14 protein-coding genes and 1 tRNA gene are annotated in these 12038 nt (G+C 61.6%); 5 read left to right on the plus strand and 10 right to left on the minus strand.

Annotated elements, in window-relative coordinates:
- The first annotated feature begins 36 nt into the window (after positions 1-36).
- On the plus strand, positions 37-1617 hold the full coding sequence (locus M2331_RS07500; protein ID WP_181559698.1) for a sulfatase: 1581 nt from the start codon (positions 37-39) through the stop codon (positions 1615-1617).
- Positions 1618-1878: 261 nt separating this feature from the next.
- Here M2331_RS07500 and M2331_RS07505 read toward each other — a convergent pair whose 3' ends face one another.
- From M2331_RS07505 to M2331_RS07515, 3 genes are read right to left on the minus strand one after another with little or no spacing between them, the layout of a single operon-like run.
- Entirely contained in the window at positions 1879-2754 is an 876-nt protein-coding gene (locus tag M2331_RS07505; protein WP_181559700.1) for a hypothetical protein, read from the minus strand.
- Between the two features lie 27 nt (positions 2755-2781).
- Positions 2782-3636, minus strand: coding sequence for a WecB/TagA/CpsF family glycosyltransferase (locus M2331_RS07510; protein ID WP_181559701.1), 855 nt, complete (start codon positions 3634-3636; stop codon positions 2782-2784).
- Positions 3633-4727 (minus strand): Gfo/Idh/MocA family protein, encoded by a 1095-nt coding sequence (locus M2331_RS07515; RefSeq protein WP_220128532.1) that lies wholly within the window; start codon positions 4725-4727, stop codon positions 3633-3635. Before M2331_RS07515 ends, M2331_RS07510 begins: the two co-directional genes overlap by 4 nt.
- A gap of 317 nt (positions 4728-5044) precedes the next feature.
- On the opposite strand from M2331_RS07515, the gene M2331_RS07520 reads away from it, so the two are divergent.
- Positions 5045-5121: transfer RNA gene (locus M2331_RS07520), tRNA-Arg, on the plus strand.
- 14 nt (positions 5122-5135) lie between these two features.
- Here M2331_RS07520 and M2331_RS07525 read toward each other — a convergent pair.
- The 4 genes from M2331_RS07525 to M2331_RS07540 form a co-directional block, all read right to left on the minus strand.
- Positions 5136-5621: a DUF1178 family protein gene (locus M2331_RS07525; RefSeq protein WP_181559702.1), complete on the minus strand. Its 486-nt coding sequence runs from the start codon at positions 5619-5621 to the stop codon at positions 5136-5138.
- Positions 5618-6442 (minus strand): carbon-nitrogen hydrolase family protein, encoded by an 825-nt coding sequence (locus M2331_RS07530; RefSeq protein ID WP_181559703.1) that lies wholly within the window; start codon positions 6440-6442, stop codon positions 5618-5620. Before M2331_RS07530 ends, M2331_RS07525 begins: the two co-directional genes overlap by 4 nt.
- A gap of 14 nt (positions 6443-6456) precedes the next feature.
- Positions 6457-6714 carry a glutaredoxin 3 gene (gene grxC, locus M2331_RS07535; RefSeq protein ID WP_181559704.1) on the minus strand — a complete coding sequence of 86 codons (258 nt, stop codon included), beginning with the start codon at positions 6712-6714 and terminating at the stop codon, positions 6457-6459.
- 61 nt (positions 6715-6775) lie between these two features.
- Complete coding sequence (locus tag M2331_RS07540) at positions 6776-7534, minus strand: ComF family protein (protein ID WP_181559705.1); 759 nt, start codon at positions 7532-7534, stop codon at positions 6776-6778.
- Between the two features lie 43 nt (positions 7535-7577).
- Between M2331_RS07540 and M2331_RS07545 the strand changes: the two genes are divergently transcribed.
- On the plus strand, positions 7578-8438 hold the full coding sequence (locus M2331_RS07545; protein WP_181559706.1) for a class I SAM-dependent methyltransferase: 861 nt from the start codon (positions 7578-7580) through the stop codon (positions 8436-8438).
- Between the two features lie 3 nt (positions 8439-8441).
- Here M2331_RS07545 and M2331_RS07550 read toward each other — a convergent pair whose 3' ends face one another.
- Positions 8442-8852, minus strand: a complete 411-nt coding sequence (locus tag M2331_RS07550; RefSeq protein WP_181559707.1) for a (deoxy)nucleoside triphosphate pyrophosphohydrolase — start codon at positions 8850-8852, stop codon at positions 8442-8444.
- A gap of 91 nt (positions 8853-8943) precedes the next feature.
- Between M2331_RS07550 and M2331_RS07555 the strand changes: the two genes are divergently transcribed.
- Both M2331_RS07555 and M2331_RS07560 read left to right on the plus strand, forming a co-directional pair.
- A complete protein-coding gene (locus M2331_RS07555; RefSeq protein WP_264592326.1) occupies positions 8944-9114 on the plus strand; it encodes a Flp family type IVb pilin in 171 nt (56 codons plus the stop codon).
- Positions 9115-9242: 128 nt separating this feature from the next.
- Positions 9243-9419 carry a Flp family type IVb pilin gene (locus M2331_RS07560; protein WP_181559709.1) on the plus strand — a complete coding sequence of 59 codons (177 nt, stop codon included), beginning with the start codon at positions 9243-9245 and terminating at the stop codon, positions 9417-9419.
- 98 nt (positions 9420-9517) lie between these two features.
- Here the strand turns inward: M2331_RS07560 and M2331_RS07565 are convergent, their stop codons facing one another.
- Complete coding sequence (locus M2331_RS07565) at positions 9518-10999, minus strand: M48 family metalloprotease (protein ID WP_181559710.1); 1482 nt, start codon at positions 10997-10999, stop codon at positions 9518-9520.
- Positions 11000-11090: 91 nt separating this feature from the next.
- Positions 11091-12035: an acetyl-CoA carboxylase carboxyltransferase subunit alpha gene (locus M2331_RS07570; protein ID WP_181559711.1), complete on the minus strand. Its 945-nt coding sequence runs from the start codon at positions 12033-12035 to the stop codon at positions 11091-11093.
- Positions 12036-12038 lie beyond the last annotated feature (3 nt).

Raw genomic sequence — 12038 nt, forward strand, 5'->3', positions numbered from 1 at the left:
GTCCTTCGTCCGGGCCGAACTTAGGGTAACAAGCGCATGAAAAAATTCGTCAAAGTCTCGGCAGCCGCTTTCAGGGCCACCACAAGCGCGCTGGGCCTCTCGCTGATGCTGTGGGCACAACCCGGCGTCGCGCGAACCGAAGATGCGCCTAAGGCTCGGCCGAATATCGTCCTCGTCATCCTGGACGATGTGGGCGTTGACGCGGTGTCCGACATGTATCCTGGCATGATCGATCGTCTCGTGGAGCAGTACGGACCCTTGGGGCTCAATCATCAGAATTACCGCGCGATCAAGGGGCGTCCGGCCTCCACCCCCGTACTGGATCGTCTGGCGGGGGAGGGGCGCACCTTCACCAACGCCTGGGCACAGCCCTTCTGCTCACCGACCCGCGCATCCATGCTCACCGGCCTGTACGCCCATAATACGGGACTGCGCGATTATGAGGATTGGCTGTCGCAAAAGCAGCATTCCTTCGTGGAGGATCTGCAGGCCGCCGGCTACACGTCCGCGGTGTTCGGCAAATGGCACATGGCTGGCCTTAACCAATATCCCGGCATGAAGCCCAAGGAAGCCGGTTTCGCGCGGTTCGAAGGCAATTTGAACGGGGCGATCACCGATTACTGGCATCATGATTATCAAGTGCAGGATTCTGCCAGCCCTGACTCGGAATGGCGAACCGAGCCGGCGCCGGTCCGCTCACTCCCAGGCATCGCGCCGACCAGTTTCGAGCCGGTCGTGCGGGCCGCCGATACGCTCAACTGGATCAAGCGCAACCAGGCTGAAGCGCCCGACAAGCCGTGGTTCGCCTGGCTCGCCTTCAACATGGTCCATATCACGGCAGGACCGCAGCCGTCCTTCGTGCCGAACGCAGATACGCTCGATGCGAAGTCCCGCGCCGAGATCGAGGCTTGTGGCGGAAAGTTCGGCACCACCGAGCTCGGCAACTGCTCCCCGCCGGCCCTGAACCGATCCTGGGTCAATTCGACCGATACGGTCCTCGGGATATTCCTCAAGGAGCTCAAGAAGCTCAGCCCGGACACCTATGTGATCATTCTGGGCGACAATGGCACGCCCATGTATGGCCGCCCGGCGGTCGATTTCATCGACAATATGTACCTGACGTCCAAGGGTAGGGCCAAGGGCACCGGCTATGAAAGCGGCATGCGGGTTCCGCTGGTGATGCTGGGGCCGGACATCAAGCCGGGCTATAGCGATGCGCTGACGCACGTTGTCGATATCTACTCGACCGTCCTCGATCTGGCGCATGTGGCCACGCCGCAGCAGGTTCCCAATCGCGCCGGGGACATGATTCCGCTGGATTCAGTGTCCCTCGCGCCTGTCCTCTTCGACCGAAGAGATAACGTCCGGGATGAAGAGAAAGACTTCATCATATCCGAAACCGTGATCCCTCTCAAAAACAGGGAAAGGCAGGTCGCCATCCGCAACAAGCGCTATAAGCTGCTGTATATCAAGTCAGAAACGGGCAATCCCTCCTGCGCGTATTACGACCTCGCGAAAGACCCGCTGGAAGAGTTTCCGATATCCAAGGCCGAGGTCGGCAGCCTGTTCGACGGGAGCATGAAGGGGCTGAACATATCCTGTGAGGGCGGATCGTGATATTTTTTGGCGAACGTGCAGGATGTCAGAGTTTCGTCCTGCACGTTGCCGCGCTTGTCCGAAACCGCTTTGAGCGAGCGGACGCCCGACCTGCGGGTATGACGGAATGGAGCGGATCAGTTCAAATCATCCGGGCGCGCGTGGGGTAGAGCGTACCAGCTCGTGAAGCGAACCCCGCCTCCCTGGCTCAAGTTCGATAATATATATTATGTTAAATTCAAGGAAGGTGCAATCAGGAGTTCGCGGGCAACCAGGTTCCGATCAAGCCCCAACACCGACGCTGTCGAACTCCTTGATCAGCCCAACAGTCTGCTCAATGTTGGCGCGACTGGACGCTCCAAACAAAATCGATTCCACATGCGGCTCGGAACAAATCCACTCTATGGCCTCTCGCGGACGAATGGCGCCTGATCCCAACACGGACATCGCAATTATTCGGGCCGGATGCTTCTCCAGCACCTCACGATAGCCATCAATTCCACCGGACATGCGGAATCCGATCTTGTTATAGTTCGCGCAGACAATCGGATTCTCAATGCCCACGCTTTTCAGCATCGGCAAAAGCTTCGGCACGTTCATGGTGATGAAGCCGGCCTCTGCATTGTAGCGGCTTTTGATGTGATCCGAGAAAACACGGAACGCATCGGCGAAGCCCAAGCCCTGGACGAGATCCGTGACAACGTTCTGGAGGAAAACGACCGGCGTGTGCAGACCACGGAACATCTTCATCTCGGCATCGACGAGCAATGTCATCATGCTCTCGATGTCCTTATTCAACACGGCCTTGGAGCCGCGCATGATCGTGTCGACCAGGCCTTCCTTGGGCAGAAATTTGCGCACGGCATCGAAATAGCCAAGCTCGGTGACCGCATTGGCATATTTGTGAGCATAAGGCATGCCTGGGTAAAATGTGAACCCGCTCCATTTCTCCGGATTGGCCCGGACGTCATCGGCGATCTTCTCGATCTTGTCATGGGTGGTGCACATGAAGCCCCCCGCCCCGGCATGCAGCGCAATCTGCAAAACATCTACGATGGCGTCGATACTCTGAAACCGCATGGCCTGCTGACGCGCTTTCTCCTCCGACATATGATTGATGCCGAAGAACTGATTATCGCCGAAAAGGATACGTTCCATAGTTTTGTAAAACCTCGATAATCTTTGTCAGGCCCGCTCAGGGGCAGAATCTGTTTGGGCACCGGAGCGCGGGGTCGCCGTCATTGGCGAGGGGAATCCAGGAGGGCGATACAGGCCCAGCCAATCGGCCAGAACCAGCCAGAAGAATTCCATCGTTCGTGCATAACGTCGCCAGTAGCGCCTGGGCTCGGTGACCATGCGATAGACCCATTCCAGCCCATTGCGGTTCATCCAAGCTGGCGCCCGCTTTACTGCGTCCGCTTCATAATCGATGACCGCGCCGACCCCCATATAGACCTTCACGCCGGGCATGAGGTGACGGTGCCGATGCATCCATACCTCTTGCTTGGGAGCGCCGAGCCCCACAATCAGACAGGTCGCGCCGGAAGCGTTGATCATATCGATCACCGCAGCGCTCTCCGCCTCGTCATTGACGAAATTGAACGAGGGGCCGTGGGCGCCGACAACAATATCACGTCCCACGAGTCCATTGACCCGTGTAAGTGCTTGCTGTGCAACCCCCGGCCGCGCGCCGAGAAAGAAGATGCGAACATCAGGATTATTGGCGTGGTGCTTGTAGTAAGCCGGAACGATATCGGAGCCTGAGGTCTTACATTTGATTTTCCGACCAATAAGACCGAGCGCCCAGTAGACATATTTGCTGTCAGACGAGACCATCACAGCATCAGAATATGCCGCGGCGAATGCCGGATTGCGCTGAAGGTGATAGAGATGATCGGGATTGAGGGTGAAAAGCATGCCCTCATCCAGTCGATCGATGATCTCAGGGATCGTCAGGGAATCTACCCAGGCGTTGAGAAGGCGTGATTGTTGCCACGTCCCAAAGCCAGGGCGCGAGGCAAGCCGAATCTTATCGCTCATCGGCCGAGTAACCTGCCGAACACCCCGCTGGAGCGTTGCGGACGTGCCGCCATCGATACGCCACTGCTGATACCGCCGAGCGCGGCGGCGCGGATCATCTCGATCGTGGCATCCGTTTCAGCGGCGGCAGCGAGATCGTTCTGGACGTCGACGCCGCCAGCCTTGATCGCCTTGCCGAACGCTTCAAGCTGCGCGCTATACTCCTCGCCGCGCAGGTAGAAGCTGACAGGGGCCTGCAACTCGGTGATGTATTTGACGGTCCATCCTTCCTGATAGCCGTCCGGAATGGGCGCGCCGCCCGTGAGGAACACCTGGAGTTCCTGTCGGTCGGCATAGATCTTCCCCCCCTCGCCCCAGATCGAGAGGCGCGTCGTCATCTTGCGCACCGAGGGATCGGACCAATTCACGGAGAGCTGGGCGGTAGGGCCGTCGCCAAAGGTCAGGCCTGCATAGACTTCATCATCGACCTCCGCAGAAAAGCCACTCTTCAGCATGGCCCCCGTGCATGCGGTTGGACGCCCAAAGTACCAGTTGACCAAATTGAGCGGATGCGCGGCATAATCATAGAGGCAGCCGCCGCCCTGCCCGGCCTTGCCACGCCAAGTCGGCTTTGAGGGCTTGAGCACTACCGGGCCATAGGCCTCCGCTTGAACATGGCTCACGCGGCCCAAGGCCCCGGCTTCAAGCAGCGATTTGATCTGATTGAAAGTGCCGATGAAGCGATTGTGATAGCCGACCTGCGCGACGAGCCCGCGAGATTGAGCAAGCTGGGCGAGAGCTTCGCTCTCTACCGCAGAAAGCGTCAAAGGCTTCTCGCAAAAGACATGCAGCCCCTTCTCCAAGGCGGCCCGGACCATGGGGGCATGCGTGGTCGTGGGAGTGGCAATGATCACCGCGTCCAAGCCGGGTTGCGAAATCACGTCGTCATAACTGGCCACATAGGAGAGCTTGCCGTACTTCTCGATAACCTGCCCAACCAGAGCGGTGGAATCGCAGATTGCGGCGACCTCGAAATCCTCCAACGCATTGACGATGCCAAGATGCGATATGCCCATCTTGCCCAAACCAACGACCGCAACACGAATTGCCAAGACCTACCTCCGAACTGTGCGCCGGGCCTATGGCATCCGGGCATAACGCTAGTCAATTCAACAGCCCGGCAGGAGAAAACTGCAGCCGAAGGCTATAAACGCCCCGTTTTGCGCCGCTTTGGCGACACAAATGGAGCGCTGCTTGTCCTCTCCGATTAGTCGATGCGTGCTTACATCCAGTTAAAGCCGCTGCATTTCGCTCGTGAACGCGCGATAAAGATAACGGTGCCCACCACGACAAGAAGTTTTGTGCTGGGCGTGCGCGTCTGCCTGCCGTGATTGACCCATATGCTTCCGCGCAATAAAGCCATGCCTGCGCGCCCGTAGCTCAGCAGGATAGAGCATCAGATTCCTAATCTGGGGGCCACAGGTTCGAATCCTGTCGGGCGCACCACCCCTCAGCGGCGATCAGTTGACCTGATCGGGCGGCGCGATCGGGATCAGCAAGGGGGCAACGGGCAGCCCCTCTTCCAACATCTCGCGGGTTTCCCTGGCGTTGGCCGTCCCATGGATCAAGCGGCTCTCCGTTTCGCCATAATGCATGGCACGGGCCTTGTCGGCAAAACGTTCGCCAACCCATTCAGATTGACCGATCATTTCTGATTGAGCTTGGGCCAGCGCTGTCATCAACGCACTGATCCGCTCGGCATCCGCCTTAGACATGACTGGAATGGCACCCGCGCCCTCCGGCATGGCGAGATCGGTGCGAGTCGATGTTCTCTGGTTGCCCTTGGCCGCCACGGCGGGAGCCATCACCGCTTTCTCGATCCTGTCATCCCCGCAGGTGGGACACAGCAACAGCCCCCCTCCCCGCTGGGTTTCATAGTCTGCGGATGACCGGAACCACACTTCGAAGACATGATGGTGGCCGCATTTGAGATCGAAGGAAATCACGACAAAACAACGTCCTGAATAGACTTTCTATGAGCCAGTACCGGGATTTTCGAGCGGACCTCAGCAATGCGATCAAGGTCAAGATCCGCGAAATACAGTCCCGGCGCCTCCCCCGCATCGAGCAGCACGGTGCCCCAAGGGTCGACCACCAGACTGTGGCCGTAAGTCCGCCGACCATCCTCATGCAGACCGCATTGGGCGCTCGCAATGACGAAGGCGGCGGATTCAATGGCGCGGGCACGCATCAGCACATGCCAGTGCGCCTCACCCGTTGGTACGGTGAAGGCGGCCGGCACGGAGATAATGTCCGCCCCGGCATTGCTCAGCGCACGAAAAAGGTCAGGAAAGCGCAGGTCGTAGCAGATTGTCAGGCCGATCTTGCCCAACGGCGTTTGCGCCAGAACCGCCTCTTGGCCGCTCTCGTACACACTGGACTCACGCCAGCGCTCGCCGCTCGTCAGATCAACGTCGAACAGGTGAATCTTGTCATAGCGCGCGCGGATCTCGCCGGCGGCGTCGATGACAAAACCGCGGTTAAAGCGCTTGCCGGTTTCCAGATCGCGCAGAGCCAGCGATCCGAGATGCACCCACAAGCCCGAAGCCTGCGCGGCCTCCCGGACGGCGCGGAGCGTTTCGTCCTCATCCTCGGTTGCGAGCGCGGCTTCTGATCGGGTGCGATCCTGATCGAGCAGGCCGCTCATTTCCGGCGTGAACAGCATGGCTGCGCCGCCGGCCGCTGCGTTGTGCACCGCCGTGACCAGTGTCTCGCGATTGCGGGCCGGATCGATGCCGGCATTCATCTGCAAAATGGCGACGCGCACGACGATGGCCCGGGTCAGGCGTTCAGCAACGGGTCGAGCTTGCCGCTCCGTTCGAGCGCCATCAGATCGTCGCTGCCGCCAATATGCTGGCCGTCGATAAAAATCTGCGGGAAGGTGGCGCGGCCATTGGCGCGCTCGATCATCTCGGCACGCTTCTCGCCGCCCATGGTCAGATCATATTCCTCGAAGTCGACGCCCTTCTCTCGCAGCAGCGCCGTTGCCCGCGCGCAATATCCGCAAAAGGCTCGCGTGTAGATTTCGACATGCGCCATGCGTGGCTGTTTCCCTTGTGATAAGTCTCAAGAACGGATGTCGTGCGCATGGAAACGAATGTCAATGTTCGCCCATGCCCACCCGCGTCCAGCACAGCACCTCAATCCGCCGTGCGCCCGCGGACCGCAACACGCGCGCGCAAGCGCTCGCAGTGGCCCCGGTCGTCCAGATATCGTCGATCAGGATCACATGGCGGCCAGCCAAACGCGCAGCCGCTCCGGGGGCGAGCGCGAAGGCGCCCTTCACGATCTTCTGTCGCTCCCGCCGGCTCAGCATATGGAGCGGCGGCGTCGCCTTCACGCGGCGCAAAAGCTCCGGCTCCATCACGCCGCCACTCCGGCGGGCGATATGGCGGGCAATCAGCGCGGACTGGTTGAACCCCCGGGACCAGAGTCGCCAGCGATGCAGCGGGACCGGCAGGAAGAGGGGTGGGTCGGCTGATCCTGCGGCTTCATCTTGCGCAACCAGTCGCGTCATATGCTCTGCCATGACCCGCGCGAGGCTGAGCCGCCGCCCGTATTTCAGGCGATGGGCCACGGTTCGTGCAATCTCGCCATAGGTCATGACGGCGCGCGCGCGATCATAGGGCGGCGGCTCGGATAGGCAGGCCCCGCACGTCATGTCCCCGCCGAGCGGACCCGGCAGGTCGACCCCGCATGTCGCGCAGATCGGCTCGCCGATAAAATCGATGGACAGCCAACAGTCCGCGCAGAACGTCCCCACCGCGCCGACCACGACACCGCAGCCGGGGCATCGCGGCGGCAGCGCATAATCGAGCAGGGGCGCGAGTACGGCCTGCAAAATCGTCCGAACGGCCATAAGCAGCTTGTTCCATGCAGCGGGAGTCGGCACAAGCCCGGCCATGACTGTCCCGGTGATCTTCAACGAGGCTTTGCGGGCCCAGCGCCGCGACCGCGCCGCTGGCAATTTCGCAGCGCATGACTTTTTGTACGCCGCGATGGCCGACGCCATGCTGGAACGACTGGATGACGTGACGCGTGCCTTCGAGTACGCACTCGTCATCGGCTGCCCGGACCGCCGCCTGATCGATGCCCTCGCCGCCCGGGGTTGCTCGGTAACGGCCGCCGATCCGGGCGCGCGGTTCGCGCAGGCCTGCGGTGGCGACATTATTCGGGAGGATGCCCTCCCCTACCCGCCGGAACGCTTCGACCTCATCCTGTGCTGCGGCACGCTCGATACGATCAACGACCTGCCGGGCGCGCTGATTGCGCTGCACCGCGCGTTGCGGCCCGATGGTTTGCTCCTCCTGACGATGATCGGCGCGGGATCTCTGGCGCGGCTCAAGGCGGCGCTGCTGGCGGCTGACGGGGAGCGGCCTGCCCAGCGCATCCATCCGCAGATCGACGTCCGCGCGCTCGGTGATCTGCTCGCCCGTGCCGGCTTCACCATGCCGGTGGCGGATAGCGACAATCTGGACGTGCGCTACGGCTCGATCTTCAGCCTTATGGCAGATCTGCGCGGCATGGGCGCAGCGCAGTGCCTCGCCTCGCCGCCGCCGCCGTTGACGCGCGCAGGGCTTTCGCAAGCGGCTGCGCACTTCGCGCAGGCCGCTGACCCGGATGGGCGGACGCGGGAACGCTTCGTGGTCCTGCATGGCAGCGGTTGGGCGCCCGATCCGGATCAGCCCCGCCCTGCAAGGCGCGGCAGCGCGACGGTGTCGCTGGCGGAGGCTCTGCGCCCCTCCCGCGCCACCGAGAACTAGGCGCTAGAGCAGCGCGTCCAGCATTGCCACGAGCGGTGCGTCGGCGGGGGGCATGTTGAGCGCGAACAACTGGCTCGTATGGAGCCAGCGGCTGTCCGGCGCTTCTGTCGGCTGAACGACGCCCCGCCATTTGCGGCAGACGTACAGCAAGAGGAGCAGTGGTCGCTCGCCGATCATGCCGGTCGCAAAGCTCGCTGGCGCGAGGCAGGCGGTTTCGGTCTCGATCGTGAGTTCTTCGCGAAGCTCGCGGATCAGCGCTGCTTCGGGGGTTTCATCGGGCTCGACCTTGCCGCCGGGGAACTCCCACAAGCCGCCCATCGCCTTTTCATGCGGGCGCTGCTGCACGAACACCCGGCCTTGCGCATCCACCAGCGCCGCGGCGACGACGACCAGTGGCGGTTTGCTTTGGTTCATTCCGGTCATGCTCGGGCGATCATCCTACAAATTGTTAACGGCTTGCGCTTTACACCGCGTTGGACCGACATCTGCTTTCAGGAAAACCCTCGTGCGGGCCTTCATCCACAGCCTTCTCGTATCCCAAAAAGGCGCCACCGCCGTCGAATATGGGTTGATCCTCTCCCTGATCGTGCTGGCGCTCGTCACAGGCGTATCGCACCTTGGTTCAGCGACGACCCGTACCTGGAATGAAGTATCGAACGAAGTGACCAGCCATTAACCACCATTTTTTTACAACAGGGCCCTAGATTAGGAATTTGGAAATCAATCCGCCGTATCGATAGCCTGCTTGCTGACCCCATTCAGTGGCCGGGTGTGATTGATACCAAGGAATTGAGGAGACATCCTATGAAGACCCTTCGCAAGTTGTTCAAGAACGACAAGGGCGCGACCGCCATCGAATATGGCCTGATCGCAGCCCTGATCGCCGTCGCCGCCATCGCCGGCATGAGCGCCATTGGCGGTAGCCTCGGTAACACGTTCAACAACGTGTCGGACGAGCTTGAGACGCCAGCCGCATCCTGACGAGTTATCAGTTTACTGAGGCAGTTTCGACGACTCCCTCATAAGAACGGGTGGCGACCTCGCGGTTGCCACCCGTTTTTGTTTATTCAAACGAGCGCTCAGTAGGTCACGATCTTGACCCGGCTGCCTGCGGCCAAAGCGGTGTTGGACGACAGTCCGTTCAGCACCAGGAACCGCTCGACCTTGTAATCGTCGAACGCCATTAGGCTGGCGAGCGTTTGTACCGTATCGCCCTGCCGCACCTTCACCAGTTGCAAGCGACGCGGTTTGATCGCCGCCGCCTCCTTGTCCGTCATGCGCGTCACGGAGTTGATCAGCGTCGAGAGCGAACCCAGCCCCCGCCCCGCTGGCGTGACCGTGATGAAGTGGTAAGCCGTCGACGGGCCGAACTGATAGGCAACCACCGTCACGTCGAGCCGCGTCCCCTGGCTATTGGCCATGCTGGCCGAGCCCGACGCGACCGGCAGGCCGTTGATGGTGGTGCGCTGGACGCGAATGTCCGGCGCCTGCCCCTGCCCTGCCAGCTGATTGAAGACCGACTGGACGTAGCCGTCGAGATTGCCATTGAACTGCGCCATCGAGAATTGCGCCTGGCCGGATTGGCCGACTACGGCCACGGCGCTGGCGCCGTTCTGGATCGAAAACCCTTGGGGCGCCGTGAACTTCAGCTTCATCACCGGATGCAGGAACTGATTGCCCTGCACGATCCCGTCCTTGGGATCGTCGCCGTAGATCATGCCGCCCAGCTGATTGAGGAATACGTCGCGGTTGCGCAGCGTGTTGGTCGAACGTGTCGCCTGCGCATTGGTAAGCGCGCGGCGCACGCGGGAGGCGGGATCGGGGTGTGTGCTGGCCCATTCTGGCACCGCCGTGCCCTGACCGCGCACCTGCCCGTCCAGCGTGTTCTGTGCCGCCAGCGAGGCGAGCATGGATGAAAGCGCCTTGGGGTCGTAGCCCGCGCTCGCGAGATAGCGGATGCCGAGATCGTCCGCCTCATATTCCTGCGACCGGGAGAATTTGAGGGTCAGCAATTGCGTGCCCGTGCCGATGCCGCGTTGCAGGAGCTGGCCTAGCCCGGAATCGCCCGCGACAGCGCCAACCAGCACCTGCCCCAGCACGCCGAGGATCGAGTTGCGGGTGGCTGCGCTCTGGCGGCGCTGGCCGTGCTGGGCTGCCACGTGGCCGACTTCGTGGCCAAGGACGCCCGCCAGCTCGGCTTCGTCATTCATAAGTGCCAGCAACTGGCGAGTCACATAGACATAGCCGCCGGGGATCGCGAACGCGTTGTTCACCGATGAATTGAGCAGGCTGATCGTGAAATCATTCTGCTGGTTCGACAGGCTCGACTGGACCGCGATGCGCTTGCCGACGCTGGTCACATAGGTGGCCTGCGGACCGTTATAGACCCCGCCGAATTCCGCCAGAAGCTCCGGATGCGCCTTGGCGCCCTGCTGGCGCTCGGACTGGCTCATCGAGGTCGCCGTGCGGATACCGCCCTGCTGTGCCTCACTCGATTGCGTGGTTGCGCAGCCTGCCACGAGGGCGCCGCTCAACCACAGCATCAGATATTTGCGGCCCATGGCCTCCCCTTCTCATTCAGGTCTATTTTGCGACGAACCGAAAATAGACAGACGTTGAGGGAATGCAAATCGCCTTGGGCTGTTCCCGTTGTCAGGCGCCCATGGCCAGAAACTTCTGCGCTCGCTGCGTGCGCAGCGCATTCGAATCTTCGCTGGCGAGGGCACCAAGCTCTTCCAGAATTGCGCCCTTGAGGCTCCCGATGGCCGAGTCGGGCGCACGATGAGCACCGCCCACTGGCTCCGGAACGATCCGGTCGATCACCCCCAGGCTGGCGAGCTGTTGCGCGGTGACCTGCATGGCCTGCGCGGCATCAGCTGCCTTGTCCGCGGTCCGCCAGAGAATGGAAGCGCAGCCTTCGGGCGAGATCACAGAATAGATCGCATGTTCGAACATCAGCACGCGGTTGGCAGAGGCCAGCGCCACGGCGCCCCCCGATCCGCCCTCGCCGACCACGGCCGCGACCAGCGGCACGCCGAGCGTGAGGCAGGCCTCGGTCGCACGCGCGATTGCCTCGGCCTGACCGCGTTCTTCGGCCTGCACACCCGGAAAGGCGCCTGAGGTGTCGACCAGCGTTACCACGGGCAGGCCAAAACGATCGGCCAGCTGCATCAGCCGGATCGCCTTGCGATAGCCATCCGGCATGCCCATGCCGAAATTATGCTTTACCCGGCTGGCGGTATCATTGCCCTTCTCATGGCCGATCAGCATCACCTTGCGGCCCTCGATGGTCGCAAAGCCGCCCTGAATGGCCTGATCGTCGGCAAAGGCGCGGTCGCCGGCGAGCGGCATGAAGTCGCTGCACATGCCCTCGACGAAATCGCGGAAGTGCGGCCGTTGGGCATGGCGCGCGACCTGCGTCTTCTGCCAGGGCGTCAACCGCGCGTAGAGATCCCCGAGCATCGCCGTCGAGCGCTGCTGCAGCTTTTCGACCTCCGCATCGATATCGATGGAATCATTGTCCGCCGTCTCGCGCAATTCGTCGATCCGGGCCTGGAGTGCCGCTACCGGCTTCTCAAAGTCGAGATAACTGATCATGCT

Origin of the sequence: Sphingobium sp. B10D7B (genome assembly GCF_025961955.1) — a bacterium.
Classification (GTDB): Bacteria; Pseudomonadota; Alphaproteobacteria; order Sphingomonadales; family Sphingomonadaceae; genus Sphingobium.

Bases quoted from the DNA above. Each gene is read 5' to 3' on its own strand.
- M2331_RS07570 (WP_181559711.1), bottom strand. From the start codon at position 12,035: ATGATCAGTTATCTCGACTTTGAGAAGCCGGTAGCGGCACTCCAGGCC.
- M2331_RS07540 (WP_181559705.1), bottom strand. From the start codon at position 7,534: ATGGCCGTTCGGACGATTTTGCAGGCCGTACTCGCGCCCCTGCTCGAT.
- M2331_RS07500 (WP_181559698.1), top strand. From the start codon at position 37: ATGAAAAAATTCGTCAAAGTCTCGGCAGCCGCTTTCAGGGCCACCACA.
- grxC (WP_181559704.1), bottom strand. From the start codon at position 6,714: ATGGCGCATGTCGAAATCTACACGCGAGCCTTTTGCGGATATTGCGCG.
- M2331_RS07550 (WP_181559707.1), bottom strand. From the start codon at position 8,852: ATGAACCAAAGCAAACCGCCACTGGTCGTCGTCGCCGCGGCGCTGGTG.
- M2331_RS07545 (WP_181559706.1), top strand. From the start codon at position 7,578: ATGACTGTCCCGGTGATCTTCAACGAGGCTTTGCGGGCCCAGCGCCGC.
- M2331_RS07510 (WP_181559701.1), bottom strand. From the start codon at position 3,636: ATGAGCGATAAGATTCGGCTTGCCTCGCGCCCTGGCTTTGGGACGTGG.
- M2331_RS07505 (WP_181559700.1), bottom strand. From the start codon at position 2,754: ATGGAACGTATCCTTTTCGGCGATAATCAGTTCTTCGGCATCAATCAT.
- M2331_RS07565 (WP_181559710.1), bottom strand. From the start codon at position 10,999: ATGGGCCGCAAATATCTGATGCTGTGGTTGAGCGGCGCCCTCGTGGCA.
- M2331_RS07560 (WP_181559709.1), top strand. From the start codon at position 9,243: ATGAAGACCCTTCGCAAGTTGTTCAAGAACGACAAGGGCGCGACCGCC.